This window comes from Mycolicibacterium austroafricanum (assembly GCF_902705885.1).
In the GTDB taxonomy this organism is placed as follows: domain Bacteria; phylum Actinomycetota; class Actinomycetes; order Mycobacteriales; family Mycobacteriaceae; genus Mycobacterium; species Mycobacterium vanbaalenii_A.
The window spans coordinates 16056-29817 of sequence record NZ_CACSIP010000018.1 but is presented as its reverse complement, the minus strand read 5'-3'; the positions used below and the strand labels follow the sequence as shown (position 1 = coordinate 29817).

Below are 13762 nucleotides of genomic sequence, written 5' to 3'. Positions count from 1 at the left end.
TCACCTCAACTCGTCCTCGGCGGCGGCCAGCGCGGCGAACTCCTCGTCGGGGGAGTTGGCCACCAGGTGGTGCCGGCTGTACAGACCGAAATAGGCCATGAACGCGGCGAACACGACCAGGCAGCCCGCCGCGGCGACGTAGTCGACCAGGAAGGTCGCGATCACCGCGATCACCGCGATCACCAGGGCGAACCCGGTGGTGACGACGCCGCCCGGGGTGCGGTAGGGGCGGTGCATCTCGGGTACCCGCACCCGCAGCACGATGTGGCTGACCATCATCAGCACGTAGCTCAGCGCCGCGCCGAACACGGCCATGTTCAGCAGCAGATCGCCCTGCCCGGTCAGTGACAGCGCAAACCCGATGACGCCGGGCACCAGCAGGGCCCATGTCGGCGCCTTGCGGGAGTTGGTCACCGACAGCACCGTCGGCAGGTAACCGGCACGCGACAACGCGAACAGCTGGCGGGAGTAGGCGTAGATGATCGAGAAGAAGCTGGCGATCAGACCTGCCAACCCGATGTAGTTGACGACCTTGGCCATCGTGCCGTCGCCCAGTGCCTCGACGAGCGGATTGCCCGACTCTGAGATCGCGTCGGCTCCACCGGCACCGGTGGCGAGCACCAGCACGGTCACACAGGTGACCAACAGGACCGCGATTCCGGCGATGATGCCGCGGGGCACGTTGCGCTCCGGGTTGGCGGCCTCCTCGGCGGCGAGCGGAACACCCTCGATCGCCAGAAAGAACCAGATGGCGAACGGGATCGCCGCCCAGATGCCCAGCAGACCGAACGGCAGCCACTCTGAGGCGCCTGCGGCATCGGTGACGGCGATGTTGGTCAGGTTGGCCGAGTCGAACTGGCCGATCGCGGAGATCGCGAAGACGACCAGGCCGACCAGTGCGATACCGGTGATCACGAACATCACCTTCAGTGCCTCGCCGACCCCGGCGAGGTGAATCCCGATGAACACCGCGTACGCGGCGAGGTAGATCCACCACCCGTCGGTGATGCCGAACAGGTTCAGCGATTCGACGTAGGCGCCGATGAAGGTGGCGATGGCCGCGGGCGCGATCGCGTACTCGATCAGGATCGCGGTGCCGGTGGCGAAGCCGCCCCAGGGGCCGAGGGCGCGGCGCGCGAAGGTGTAGCCGCCACCGGCCGCCGGAAGCGCGGAGGACATCTCGGCCATACCCAGCACCAGGGCCAGGTACATACCGGCGATGATGACTGCGGCGATCGCCAGGCCGCCGAAGCCGCCTTGGGCCAGCCCGAAGTTCCAGCCCGAGTAGTCACCGGAGATGACGTAGCCCACGCCGAGGCTGGCCAGCAGCAACCATCCCGCGGTGCCGGTCTTCAGTTGCCGCTTCTGTAGATAGGCTTCCGACTCCCGGTGCTCCTCGACGCCGCGCCTGGGACGTGTGCTGTGCTTGTCGCCACTCATCAGATGAGACTCCCGTTCGAAGGTGTGAGTGATCACACTATGCACCACAGGGCGCCGGCCGCGGGTGCATTCTGCGCCGAAATTTGTTGTGTCACAACAATTTTAGCAATGAGCACGAGCAAGGCTGCCCGGAGCGACGACGTCGTCGCGCTCGACGACGCGCGGCGTGCGCGTTACGGCGTTACGCTCTCGCCGAATCTGCCGAGCATCCGGGCTGGAGATCTAAAGGTCGTCCTGACAACCTTTAGCGGGGAGCCTATTGGCTTGCCGCGAGGTTGTCTAGTCCTGTCCTGCTGTAACGACGGTCTCCGGGCGTTCGATAGATCGCACACACCGGTTTGCAGACTTCGAAGGGGTCGCCGTGCGCGCAGTGTTGGGACTGTCTGTGACCGTGGACGAGCTCGCCTGGGTGCTCGCGGACGCCGCCGACGGCACCGTGCTCGATCACGACGCCCTGCGGTGTGGCGCCGATGCCGAGGTCGCGTGCGCGGCGGCGCGCGGCGCGCAGACCATCGCGCAGGCATGCGGTTACGAACTCGACCGCGTCGGGCTGACCTGGAGCGAGGACGTCCACCGCGAGGGTCTGCGGCTTCGGACAGGGCTCGGTTGCCTGGGTGTGTGCGACGCCGAAGCGGTTCCGATGGCGACGGCGACGACGCTCGGTCGCCGGTCTGGCGACTTGGCGCCGCGGCTGATGCCGGCCTACGGTGCCGCCCTGGCCCTGGTGACATCCCACGAGGCATCGAGTACCTCTGCGGCACAACCGGTTCCAAAGCATGGGCACGCGCCGCGGCGCAGGACCATCTCCGCGATGCTCGGCATGGCCGCCGCAGCCGTCGTCGGGGCGCTCTGCCTCTCCGCCGGCGCGGCACCCCCGGACGTGCCCGCCGGGACCGCCGCCGACCCCCCTGCGCCCTCCGATTCGGGGTGGGAATCGGTGCCGGCGCCGCCAGGCCCGGCGGCCGAGGTGGTGCGCAAGGTCGTCTCCGCCACCCCGTCCTACTCCGAACAGCCGGCCGCCGTGCCGGTGCAGACCTATGCGCCGGTACAGACCCATGTCCCCGTGCCCGCCGCGGCGGTGCCAACACCCGAACCGACGGTGGCGGCGGCTCAGCCGGCGCCCGCCGAACAGCCGCACCTGACCGGAACCCAGCTCGCGGTCGGGCCCGCACCCGGACCGACCGCGCCCGTCTCGCCCCCTCCGCCTGACGCCGAGATGACAGAATTGGTGAATGTGTTCACTGCCTGGCCGTGAACGCGTACGTTCGACCCGTGACGCCGGTATCTCAGGTTGCCCTCGCCCCTGACCACCTCGTCGGACTGGTACGCGACATGCGTGAGCTGGTGCGCGCCGAGGCCGCCGAATCGGAGCGAAATCGCACGATGACCGCCGCGACCGTCGAGGCGATGTGGTCCACCGGTCTGATGTCGGCGTTCAACCCGACCGCAGCGGGCGGGATCGAACCGTCGTTCACGGAGATGATCGAGACGTGGATCGAGATGGCCTGGCAGGACGGATCGTTCGGTTGGGTCGGGATCGCCAACCTGCCGTCCGCGTTCGCCGCGGCCACCTACCTGCCCGACGACGGCTTCGCCGAGGTGTTCACCGCCAACAACAACCACGTCACCATGGGCGGGCAGTTCTTCCCGAACGGGCAGGGCGTCGCGGTCGACGGTGGCTACCGGCTGTCCGGGTCGTGGAGCTTCGGGTCGGGCACCGGTCATTCCGAGTACGTCGCGGCGGGGTTTCTCCCCATGGTCGACGGCGAGATCCGCTGGGTGAGTGAGGGCGTCCCGGACATGCAGGTCGCGGTTGTCCCGCGGGCACAGGTCGCCTTCCAGGACGGCTGGCACGTGCAGGGGCTGAAAGGCACCGGCTCCTACGACTACGCCCTCGGCGATGTGTTCGTCCCGCACTCCCGCACGTTCGCGTTGTTCACCCGCCAGGCCCTGCGGGGCAGTTCGCCGGCGACCCGGATGGGGATGATGCCGGTGACCGCGGCGGGTCATGCGGCATGGGCTCTCGGGGTCGCCAAGAGCATGCTCGACGACGTGGCCGAGCTGGCGGAGACGAAGTTCCGGATGAGCGATATGGCTGCGCTGGCCAGCCGTCCCACGTTCCAGAAGGGCCTGGCGCACCACGTCGCGGCCTGGCGGGCCGCGCGGCTGCTGGTCCTCGACGCGTTCACCACGGCGGAGGCGGTCGTCGCCGACGGCGGCGAGCTGACCCCGACATTGCGGGCCGACATGCGGGTGGCGGCGGTGTTCGCCACCGACACCGCCCGGGGGTGTGCCGAGTGGGCCCACCTCGCCGCGGGCACCTCGGCGATCCGCGAGGGCAGCCGCCTCGAGCGGGCGTTCCGGGACATCTACACCGGCACCCAGCACGCCTTCATCAGCGAGAAGGTGGCGATCGACGCGGCTCAGATCTGGTTGGGCATCGTCGAGGACCAGTTCGGTCTGTGAGCGGGCGGGCTACCGCGCGACCGGCCAGTGCCACACCGACATGTCGCCGCGCGGATACGTCGTGCACACGTCGGTGGCGCGGGCCACGACACCCTTGTTGTTGAAGAAGATCTTCGCCCAGTTGCCCCAGCGGGTCGCCACCTGCTCGTAGAAGACATTGGTCGCGGTGTTCTCGGAGTACTGGCGACGTCCCACCGGATCGAGCGAGAAGAACCAGTGGATGCGGTCGAACGCGGCCTGCTGGACGTCGAGGGGCCGGTTGCTCCGGTCCATCATGTACCGCTCGTAGTACACCGGGTTGGTGTCCCGCACCGCCGCCAGATACTGCTCGACGTCACACGTGGTGTGGATGATCCGCCGGGGGATCGGATAGTCGTCGGTGGAGTCGGCTGCCGCCGGGCCGGCGAGGCTCAGACAGACCGCCGCTGCTCCCAGGAACCCGAGACCCGCCCGTGCGACGCGACTCACCAGTCCGGTCATCATCACTCCCTGCCTCATCTGTTGGTCTGGCATCGTTCGGCACTCATCGGATCAGCCACCACCCGTCACCGGGTTCGACGACAGCATGATGAAGCCGCCGTTGATCCAGACGCCCCACCGTCCACCCCAGGCTGAGTTCCACACGACGGGCTGCCCACTCCAGGACTCGGCGGGCTTCGGGGGCGCCCAGGCGGGGGGCTGCTCGCCGTAGACGGGAGCCGGCGGCGGCGGAGCCGGTTGCGCGCTCGCTGCCCCGGAAAGCAGCACGCCGGCGGCCAGCCCACACGCGGCCACCGCACCGGACACCGCGGTCCTGATCAAGGTCATCGGATCATTCCCTGCGTCAGCTGTGCTGCGCTTGTTGGAGGACGGGCAGTCGGTCGGGACAGTAGGTGCGCAATCCCGCGGCCAGGAACTGCCACGCCTGCTCGGTGGTGGCGTTCTTGTCCAACTGGTTGTGGACGAAGTCGGCCGCCTCGAACGCGTTCGCATCGACGTTGGTGGCAAGGCGCTTGCAGGTGATCTTGCCGATCCAGGCGTTGTAGTCCTTCTGCCCGTAGATGCCGTATGTGTGCAGCTCGTCGGCGAACGCGGTGTCGGGGTCGGCGGCTGCGGGCGCAGCGAAGCCGAGCCCCACGGCCAGCGTCGCGATTCCTACCAGTAGCCGCCTCATGGCCTCGCTCCCTCTGCTGGATCTGCTTGCAACCGTTCAGGTTTCGGCCACGGCGCGGGCACCGGTCTGGTGCGCACCCGTTGCGGCCACCAGAACCACGGCCCCATCAGCGCGGCGATGGACGGGGTCATGAACGCCCGGATCACGAGTGTGTCGAACAACAGACCCAACCCGATCGTGGTGCCGACCTGGGCGATCACGGTCAGCTCGCTGACCGCCATCGACATCATGGTAAACGCGAAAACCAATCCTGCGGCGGTCACCACGGTGCCGCTGCCGCCCATCGCGCGGATGATGCCGGTACCCACCCCGGCGTGGATCTCCTCTTTGAGCCGCGACACCAAGAGCAGGTTGTAGTCCGCGCCGACGCCCAACAGCACGATCACGGCCATCGCGAACACCATCCAGTGCAGCTCGACGCCGATGATGTGCTGCCAGATCAGGATCGACAGGCCGAACGACGCGCCCAGTGACACCACCACGGTGCCGACGATGACAGCGGCCGCGACCACGGCGCGCGTGATCATCAGCATGATGATGAAGATCAGGCACAGCGCGGAGATGCCGGCGATCAACAGGTCGTAGTTGTTGCCGTCCTGCATGTCTTTGAACGTGGCCGCGGTTCCGCCGAGATACACCTTGGACCCCTCCAACGGGGTGCCCTTGACGGCCTCTTTGGCGGCGGTCTTGATCGCCTCGATCTTCTCGATGCCCTCGGGGGTCAACGGGTCTCCCTCGTGGGCGATGATGAACCGCACCGCGTGTCCGTCGGGGGACAGGAACTGCTCCAGACCGCGCTGGAAATCCTTGTTCTCGAAGATCTCCGGCGGCAGGTAGAAGGAGTCGTCGTTCATCGAATCGTCGAACGCCTCGCCCATGGCGTCGGCGTCCTCGGACATCGCCGCCATCTGATCCTGCTGACCCTTCTGGCTCTGGTACATCGTCAGCATCATCGTGCGCATCGTCTTCATCGTGGCGATCATCTCGGGCATCAGCGCGACCATCTGCGGCATCAGCGTGTCGAGGCGCTGCATGTCCGGCAGGATCGCCTTGATGTCGTCGGTCATCACGTTGATGCCGTCGAGAGTGTCGAACACCGACCGCAACGCCCAGCAGACCGGGATGTTGTAACAGTGCGGTTCCCAGTAGAAGTAGTTGCGGATCGGCCGGAAGAAGTCGTCGAAGTTCGCGATGTTGTCGCGGAGTTCTTCGATGTCGACGACCATGCCCTCCATCTTCGTCACCATGCTGTGGGTGATCTCGGACATCTGTTCGGTCAGGTTCGACATCTTCTCCATCGTGGTGATGGTGTCGGCCATCTCGTCGGCCTGAACCAGCATGTCGGCCATCCGGTCCTGCATGTACTTCTCGTTGAGCCGCTGGGTGGTGCCCTGCATGCTCATCTGGAACGGGATCGACGTGTGCTTGATCGGTTTGCCGTCCGGGCGGGTGATCGCCTGGACCCGCGCGATGCCCTCGACGCGGAAGAGCGCTTTGGCGATCTTGTCGATCACCAGGAAGTCGGCCGAGTTGCGTAGGTCGTGGTCACTTTCGATCATCAGCAACTCGGGGTTCATCCGGGCCTGAGAGAAGTGCCGGTCCGCGGCGGCGTACCCCGCGTTGGCGGGCAGGTCGGCCGGCAGGTAGTTGCGGTCGTTGTAGCTGGTGCGGTAGCCCGGCAGGGCGAGCAGTCCGACGAGGGACAGCGCAATCGTGCCGACCAGGATGGGGCCGGGCCAGCGGACCACCGAGGCGCCGATCTTGCGCCACCCGCGGACACGCATCGTGCGCTTGGGCTCCAGGATCTTGCCGAACCGGGTGACGACGCTGATCGTCGCCGTCATCAGGACCACACCGGCCAACACCACGACAGTCATGCCGATCGCCAGCGGGACGCCCATCGTCTGGAAGTACGGCAACCGGGTGAAGCTCAGGCAGAACGTCGCGCCGGCGATCGTCAGACCCGAGCCGAGCACCACGTGCGCGGTGCTCTCGAACATCGTGTAGAACGCGCTCTCTTTGTCCTCGCCCGCTTCACGCGCTTCCTGATATCGACCGGTCAGAAAGATGGCGTAATCCGTCGCCGCGGCTATCGCGAGCGTGACCAACAGGTTGGTGGCGAAGGTGGAGAGGCCGATGATCTCGTGATAGCCGAGGAACGCCACCACCCCACGAGCGGCGGTCAGCGACAGCACGACCATCACCAGCGTGATGAGCACCGTGACTATCGACCGATACACCAACAGCAGCATCACGATGATCACCGTGAACGTCGTGGCCTCGATCAAGCGCATGCTGCGGTCACCGGCGATGTGCTGGTCGGCCGCCAGCGCCGCGGGGCCGGTGACGTAGGGCGTGACCCCCGGCGGCGGTTCGAGACTGTCGACGATGTTCTGGACCGACTCGACCGATTCGTTGGCCAGCGCCTCGCCCTGATTGCCGGCCAGCTTGACCTGGACGTAGGCGGCTTTACCATCGGTGCTCTGAGAGCCCGATGCGGTCAGCGGGTCACTCCAGAAGTCCTGCACCGACTGGACGTGGGCGGTGTCGGCCTCGAGCCGGTCGACCATCTCGTCGTACCAGGCGTGTGCCTCATCGGCGAGAGGTTCCTCGCCTTCGAGGACGATCATCACCGAGCTGTCCGAGTCGCCTTCCTCGAACAGCTCGCCGACCTTCTTCATCGAGATCATCGACGGTGCGTCGTCCGGGCTCATCGAGACGGCCTGCATCTGGCCGACGGTCTCGAGTTGGGGGACAAAGACATTGACCGCGACGATCAGCGCGATCCATCCGAGCATGATGGGCACGGCGAACGCGCGGATCATCCTGGCGATGAACGGGCGGGACCGCTGCCGGGCCGGAGGGAAAGACTCCGTGGGCGCGTCGCTGACCGGGGTGCTCATGCGGACTTCACGAAGCAGAAGGTCTGGGCGTTCAAGCCGTCAGTGGTCCTCTCGTCCTCGAGTTCGTCGTCGACGTAGATCCGGCAGGTGATGGTGCTGCTGTCTCCCTGGGCGACGATGTTGGGGGCGGCCGACGGCTCGGTGGTGCTCAGCGTGAGCGACCACGGCAGCGCCGCCCCGTCGACCCGCTGAGGCTTGGCGTCGAGATCGAGGTAGTTGATGTCGGCGTAGGATCCGTTTCCGGAGATCTCGTAGCGGACCTCTTTGGGGTCGAAGGGTTCAGGCAGGTCCGCGAAGTTGCGTGGCGTCTCGATGATGCCCTCCGAGCCGAAGAAGGTCCGGATCCGCGACACGGTCAGCCCGGCGACGACCACCACGACCACGATCAGCAGTGGCAGCCAGACGCGTTTGAGGACGCCGATCACGACTCCTGCCCCCGACCTTCAACGCGCAATTTCGACCCCATGGTTTCGTGGCTGGATGTTCTGCCGATTATAACTTAGCCGGTTTAAGTTCTCACCCAGCCACAGGTTAGCTCAAGCAATTGTGGCGCTGCTAACTGTTTCACCACAGCGCGGGCCAGGTCACGCGACTCCGGCGCGGCCACCCTTGACCGCTGGACGTGCCCGCTGCTAGACATGGCCACAGCCTAATGCTGAGCGGTCGCCCAACAGCACTGTCGTGGCCGCAGCCCGACGAGGAGCACGCGCGGCGGACGAACCGTACCCGCCGGGTCGGCGATGCTGCTGCTGTTCGGAGCCGCCAACCGCGACGAGCGCCGCTACCGCCATCCCGACACGTTCGACATCCATCGCCACAACATCAGCCACCTCGCCTTCGGCAAGGGTGTGCACTACTGACTCGGCGCCAACCTCGCACGCCTCGAAGGCCGGGTCGCACTCGACGAACTGCTCAACCGCTGGCTGAAGTGGGACATCGACCACAAACCGCCCGACTGGCCCCGACGTCGATCGTGCGCGCCTGGGAATACCTCCGCGTGCTGGTCTGAGCCCGCTGAGGCGCACTCGTCAGGACTCAGAGGACGCGGTGCCCTCGGCAGGATCCGGGGTATCGGGAGCATCGGGGGCGTCGAGCACGCTGACCGCGATGCCGTACGGCAGGAACCTGACGCGGCGGGTGGGGTCGGTGTTGTTCTTGTTCGCCCGCAGCGCGTCCAACTCGGTCGGATACACCTGGTCGATGTGGGCGCCCCCGTCGGCGTCGACGGTGTAGACGGCCCAGACGCCGTCTCCGGTCTCGCCGGTGGTTTCCGGCCGCGTCCGGGGACGCGCACCCCGGGTGAACTCGTCGAACAGCACAGACCAGCCGGCACGTTCGCCGGAGGTGTTCACGAATCTGCCGAGACCGTCGAGTGCCTCACGCAGCCCTTCCCCCGCTTCGCGGACGACGCGGTCGAAATCCTCGGGGTCGAAGCCGAACGGCCCGCCGGAAGAACTGCTGCTCATGGTGGTCCTCCTGAACGGCTGTGCCCAGAGCACAGCGGATAGTGACCAGTGTGCCCGCGTGAGCAGAAGTAGTCGACTGCCGCACGGAAGAAGTGGTAGGCAACCATATGCCCATCACACGAGCGGACCTGTTGGCCACTGCGCAGCGATCGCTGGCCACGGCCGCAGCACACGACCGCGACGGTTGGATCGGGATGTTCACCGCCGACGGCCGGGTCGAGGATCCGGTGGGCTCCGCACCACACCGGGGGCACGTTGCCATCGGCCACTTCTACGACACCTTCATCGGTCCCCGCGTGATCGGCTTCCACCCCGAGGTGGATCTGGTGGTCGGCACGACGGTGGTGCGCGACCTCGAACTCGAGATCCAGATGGCCCCCACGCTGACGATGCGGGTGCCCACCTACATCCGCTACGACCTGCGCGACGATCACGACGAATTGAGAATCGCCGCGCTGTCGGCGTACTGGGAGCTGCCCGCCATGATCGGGCAGTTCGTCCGCGCCGGGATCGGCGCCCTGCCGGCCGGGATCGGGCTCGGCAGAACGATGTTGGCCAACCAGGGGTTGTCCGGCAGCCTCGGCTTCCTCACCGGATTCCGCGGCCTGGGCACCGGCGGCAAGGGGCTCGTCGCCCGTTTCCTCGACGAGGCCTGCGGCGGCGACGAGATCGGGGTGCGCCGGCTGGCCGCCGACATCCCGATCACCGGCGGGGACACCGCCGTCATGACCACCTCCGACCTGGTCAAGCACCTGGCCGGCGGGACCTGGAGCAAACTCATCCGATCGGGACGCGCCGTCGCTGCCCGGGTCGACCACGACGGGGAGCGCACCGTGGTCATCGCGGATCTGCGGCCCGACCGGGGGGCGGTTTCGCGGATCCGGATCTTCGGCGAGACCCGTCGGCCGTGAGATACCGACGCGCGACGGTGGCCCCGACGCCCGCGCCGGATTCGGCCACGTTGTCGCGCTCCGCGGCGCGGACGTGAGAACGTAGCAGCACCATGGAATCTGCTGATTACGTCACCTACGAGGAGTTCGGGCGCCGGTTCTTCGAAGTCGCCGTGACCGAGGACCGCGTGGGCGGCGCGATCGGCGCGATCGCCGGTGACGCCTTCGAGATGGGCCCGATCGCGCAGGGACCGGGCAAGATCGCCAAGGTGACCGCCAAGGTGCGGATCCTGGCACCCCGGGTCACCCGCGAGGTCGGCGATTCGATCACCTTCGGCATCCGCATCCCGTTGGAGATCGACATGGTCGTCGACCTGCGGATCGACAAACCCAAATTCATGGTCTTCGGTGAGATCTCGCTGCGTGCCACCGCCAGGGCCGCTGAACCCCTGCTGTTGATCCTCGACGTCGAGAAGCCGCGCGCCTCCGACATCTCCATCCACGTGACGTCCAAATCGCTGCGGGCCGAGGTGGTTCGCATCGTCGGCGGGGTCGACGCCGAGATCCGGCGGTTCATCGCCGCCCACGTCGCCGGTGAGATCGACAGCCCCGAGTCGGTGCAGGCAAAGGTCATCGATGTCGCCGAGCGTCTCGACGCCGCCTGGACGGGTATCTGACAACCCGTCGGGCGTTCACCGGTTCAACTGCGACAGCAGCGGTCGCCGCGGTTCGCGCCCGACACCGCCGGACTGGCCGCGAAGGTGCGCCCACAACCACGGCAGCAGCATGTTGCGTGTCCACAACACCTGCGAGTACGAGCGCGACCGCAGGGAGGACGGGGCCGACCCCGGGTCTTGCGCCGCCCACTCGTGGTTGCTGCCGGGCAGTCCCAGGGCCTCGGCCGCGGCTGCGGCGAACAGCTCATGGCCCCTGGTGGATCCGTGCACCCGGTCCGGGCTCCAGGTGTCCGGCTGCGTCATCGAGGGTGCGTCGTACAGGTCGACCAGCCGAAACCCGTACCGGTGGGCGGCCTCACGGATCTCGGCGTTGATCCGCACCACCCGCCGGGCGAGCACCCGCCCGATCGGCAGGATCCTGGCCAGGTCGGGGAACGTCGTCGTCACCACCGTCGCCCCCGATTCGGCAAGGCGCACATGCAGATCGTCGAGATGGGCCAGGGCACTATCGAAGCCGGTGCCGGGACGGGTCACGTCGTTCATCCCGACACAGACGGTGATCAGGTCCGCGCCCATGGCCAGTGCCTCGGGCAGTTGATCGTCGAGCACGTCACGGATCTGTTTTCCGCGCACCGCCAGGTTCGCGTACTGCAGGCCCGGACGGTGGGTGTCGAGCAGTACGGCCAGACGGTCGGCGAAGCCGACCAACCCGGCATCGTCGTCACCGTCCCACAGTCCCTCGGTCTGGCTGTCGCCCAACGCGACATACCGCGAGTACCGGAGCACAGCTGGCACTCTAGCTCGTGTGCTACCGCGGTCGGCCCCACCGTGTCAGGTTCAGTACCAGCCCGGCGACGCTGAGTTGGGTGATGATGTCTTCCAACCGCTTACGCGCCACCTGCCGATCCAGATCCGACCTCTGATCCGCCGACGACACCGGGGGCACCCGGCTATCGTGCACCCGTGGACGAAGTGCTCGAATGCCCAGGCTGAGCGCGGGACTGCTGCTCTACCGCGACACCGACGGGCCACTCGAAGTGCTCATCGGTCATCCGGGCGGTCCGTTCTGGGCACGCAGAGACGAAGGCGCCTGGTCGATCCCGAAAGGCGAGTACGGCCAAGGTGAGGATCCGTGGACCGTCGCGGTGAGAGAGTTCACCGAGGAGATCGGGAAACCGCCGCCGGTCGGGGATCGGATCGATCTGACCCCGGTGCGTCAACCCGGGGGAAAGATCATCACCGCGTTCGCCGTGTACGGGGACCTCGACCTGGAGGGCTCGTACAGCAACACCTTCACGCTGGAATGGCCCAGAGGATCGGGCAACTTCAGGGAGTACCCGGAGATCGACCGGGTGGCGTGGCTCGCTGTGCCGGTGGCCCGGGCGAAGCTGCTGAAGGGGCAGCGCCCGCTGCTCGATCAACTCCAGGACGCGCTCGGACACGACGGACCGCAGGTGTCTCGATCGCGTTGATCGTCAAGGCCCGACCGTGGATTCGCCAGCCCCGGGCTGTCCGCACGTACTCGTCGTCGTAGCGCAGATGCCACACCACATCGGTCGCCGACCGCCCCGTGACCGTCCAGTGGTGGGCGATGCAGGTGATCCGGCCCAGTCCGTGGTCGGCGTGATCGCCGCGGGCATACACCTCACCGACGATCGCGTGCTCGGTCCGGCTCACCTGCGCCAGCGCCGACATCGCTGTGCGCACTCCGTCACGCCCGTGGTGCAGACGCACCGGTTCCAGGGAACCCGGGGGATCGGGGAGTCGTAATTCCGCTGTCTCGGTGAACAGTTCGACGACGTCTGCGAATCTGCGGTCGTCCACCGCGGACGCGTAGAGATGGACCAGGTCGCTCAGCGCGATCCGGTCGGCGACCGCCAGGCTCACGGCGTCAGACCCAGTCGCCCGGCACACCCGGAGAGCAGGTCGCGGGCCTCGTCGACATCCGTCACCGGCGGCATGGCCAGTACCACCCGGTCGGCACCGCTGGCGCCGAGCCTGGCCGCCCGGTCGGCATCGATCTTGCTCACCTGGTGTCCCACAGACACTTCCAGCGCTGCGCCGTCGCGGCCGACCCGGGTGGCCTCGTCACGCATGACGGCAACCAGTTCCGCCAAGCGCTGCGGACCCACACCCAGCGGCTGGAACCCGTCGCCGTAGCGGCCCGCGCGCAGCGCAGCGGCGCGGCTGTGCCCGCCGATGTGAACCGGGAGGTGCGCACGGGGCCTCGGCCGGCACACCGCGTCCCGGAATGCGAAGAACTCGCCGCGATGGCTGACCCCGTCGGTGGGCCCGTCCCACAACATCCGCATCACCTGCAGTTGCTCGTCGCTGCGGCGGCCCCGGCTGGCGAACTCGGCGCCGCACGCCTCGACCTCCTCCTTGAGCCACCCGACGCCGACACAGAGCCGCAGCCGCCCACCGGAGAGCGCATCCACCGTCGCGGCCCGCTTGGCCAGCACCACCGGGTGGTGGTTCGGCAGCACCAGCACGCCCGTGGCCAGCCCGAGCCGCTCGGTGCGGCCGGCCAGAAACGCGAGCAGATCGAGAGGATCGGGAACCGGGCACCCTGGATCGATGTCGACCCGTCCGGAGGGATCGTACGGATAGACGCTGGTGTACCGGGAGATCATCACGGTGTGTTCGGCCACGACGATCGACTCGAAGCCGCATGCTTCCAGATGCTGAGCGAACAGCGTCATCCACTCGGGATCGTCGGTGAGCCCCGCTGCCAGCGGTGCGAACACGGCGAATTTCATGCGACCGG

Annotated in this window: 15 protein-coding genes and 2 pseudogenes; 6 read left to right on the top strand and 11 right to left on the bottom strand. The window is 67.3% G+C overall.

Annotated elements, in window-relative coordinates:
- Entirely contained in the window at positions 1-1440 is a 1440-nt protein-coding gene (gene eat, locus BEMPMBAN_RS13505) for an ethanolamine permease (protein WP_159230894.1), read from the bottom strand.
- Between the two features lie 361 nt (positions 1441-1801).
- Between eat and BEMPMBAN_RS13500 the strand changes: the two genes are divergently transcribed.
- The gene (locus BEMPMBAN_RS13500; RefSeq protein ID WP_159230893.1) at positions 1802-2695 is read left to right on the top strand and encodes a DUF7159 family protein; all 894 of its coding nucleotides are present in this window, start codon (positions 1802-1804) and stop codon (positions 2693-2695) included.
- A 77-nt stretch (positions 2696-2772) separates the two neighbouring features.
- Positions 2773-3906 carry an acyl-CoA dehydrogenase family protein gene (locus BEMPMBAN_RS13495; RefSeq protein ID WP_159230953.1) on the top strand — a complete coding sequence of 378 codons (1134 nt, stop codon included), beginning with the start codon at positions 2773-2775 and terminating at the stop codon, positions 3904-3906.
- Positions 3907-3915: 9 nt separating this feature from the next.
- On the opposite strand, the gene BEMPMBAN_RS13490 is transcribed toward BEMPMBAN_RS13495, so the two are convergent.
- The 5 genes from BEMPMBAN_RS13490 to BEMPMBAN_RS13470 are packed head-to-tail and all read right to left on the bottom strand — an operon-like array spanning position 3916 to position 8387.
- The gene (locus BEMPMBAN_RS13490) at positions 3916-4386 is read right to left on the bottom strand and encodes a DUF5078 domain-containing protein (protein WP_159230892.1); all 471 of its coding nucleotides are present in this window, start codon (positions 4384-4386) and stop codon (positions 3916-3918) included.
- A 51-nt stretch (positions 4387-4437) separates the two neighbouring features.
- Entirely contained in the window at positions 4438-4713 is a 276-nt protein-coding gene (locus BEMPMBAN_RS13485) for a hypothetical protein (protein WP_159230891.1), read from the bottom strand.
- A gap of 16 nt (positions 4714-4729) precedes the next feature.
- On the bottom strand, positions 4730-5059 hold the full coding sequence (locus tag BEMPMBAN_RS13480) for a DUF732 domain-containing protein (protein WP_159230890.1): 330 nt from the start codon (positions 5057-5059) through the stop codon (positions 4730-4732).
- Positions 5056-7962: an MMPL/RND family transporter gene (locus tag BEMPMBAN_RS13475; protein WP_159230889.1), complete on the bottom strand. Its 2907-nt coding sequence runs from the start codon at positions 7960-7962 to the stop codon at positions 5056-5058. The genes BEMPMBAN_RS13480 and BEMPMBAN_RS13475 overlap by 4 nt, the downstream gene beginning before the upstream one ends.
- Positions 7959-8387, bottom strand: a complete 429-nt coding sequence (locus BEMPMBAN_RS13470; RefSeq protein ID WP_159230888.1) for an MmpS family transport accessory protein — start codon at positions 8385-8387, stop codon at positions 7959-7961. Before BEMPMBAN_RS13470 ends, BEMPMBAN_RS13475 begins: the two co-directional genes overlap by 4 nt.
- 288 nt (positions 8388-8675) lie before the next feature.
- On the opposite strand from BEMPMBAN_RS13470, the pseudogene BEMPMBAN_RS13465 reads away from it, so the two are divergent.
- Positions 8676-8971: pseudogene (locus BEMPMBAN_RS13465) on the top strand (cytochrome P450); the annotation flags it as partial.
- A gap of 19 nt (positions 8972-8990) precedes the next feature.
- Here the strand turns inward: BEMPMBAN_RS13465 and BEMPMBAN_RS13460 are convergent.
- Complete coding sequence (locus tag BEMPMBAN_RS13460) at positions 8991-9428, bottom strand: Rv0313 family protein (RefSeq protein WP_159230887.1); 438 nt, start codon at positions 9426-9428, stop codon at positions 8991-8993.
- 107 nt (positions 9429-9535) lie between these two features.
- Between BEMPMBAN_RS13460 and BEMPMBAN_RS13455 the strand changes: the two genes are divergently transcribed.
- Positions 9536-10339: a nuclear transport factor 2 family protein gene (locus BEMPMBAN_RS13455; RefSeq protein WP_159230886.1), complete on the top strand. Its 804-nt coding sequence runs from the start codon at positions 9536-9538 to the stop codon at positions 10337-10339.
- Positions 10340-10431: 92 nt separating this feature from the next.
- Positions 10432-10995, top strand: coding sequence for a hypothetical protein (locus BEMPMBAN_RS13450; protein WP_159230885.1), 564 nt, complete (start codon positions 10432-10434; stop codon positions 10993-10995).
- A 15-nt stretch (positions 10996-11010) separates the two neighbouring features.
- Here the strand turns inward: BEMPMBAN_RS13450 and BEMPMBAN_RS13445 are convergent, their stop codons facing one another.
- Together BEMPMBAN_RS13445 and BEMPMBAN_RS13440 are read right to left on the bottom strand one after the other, a co-directional pair.
- The gene (locus tag BEMPMBAN_RS13445) at positions 11011-11781 is read right to left on the bottom strand and encodes an SGNH/GDSL hydrolase family protein (RefSeq protein WP_159230884.1); all 771 of its coding nucleotides are present in this window, start codon (positions 11779-11781) and stop codon (positions 11011-11013) included.
- A gap of 22 nt (positions 11782-11803) precedes the next feature.
- On the bottom strand, positions 11804-11941 hold the full coding sequence (locus tag BEMPMBAN_RS13440) for a hypothetical protein (RefSeq protein ID WP_159230883.1): 138 nt from the start codon (positions 11939-11941) through the stop codon (positions 11804-11806).
- Positions 11942-11975: 34 nt separating this feature from the next.
- Between BEMPMBAN_RS13440 and BEMPMBAN_RS13435 the strand changes: the two genes are divergently transcribed.
- Entirely contained in the window at positions 11976-12467 is a 492-nt protein-coding gene (locus tag BEMPMBAN_RS13435) for an NUDIX hydrolase (protein WP_159230882.1), read from the top strand.
- Between the two features lie 70 nt (positions 12468-12537).
- Here BEMPMBAN_RS13435 and BEMPMBAN_RS32600 read toward each other — a convergent pair.
- Together BEMPMBAN_RS32600 and BEMPMBAN_RS13425 are read right to left on the bottom strand one after the other, a co-directional pair.
- Positions 12538-12819: pseudogene (locus tag BEMPMBAN_RS32600) on the bottom strand (nuclear transport factor 2-like protein); the annotation flags it as partial.
- A gap of 59 nt (positions 12820-12878) precedes the next feature.
- Positions 12879-13754 (bottom strand): LLM class F420-dependent oxidoreductase, encoded by an 876-nt coding sequence (locus tag BEMPMBAN_RS13425; protein ID WP_159230881.1) that lies wholly within the window; start codon positions 13752-13754, stop codon positions 12879-12881.
- Positions 13755-13762 lie beyond the last annotated feature (8 nt).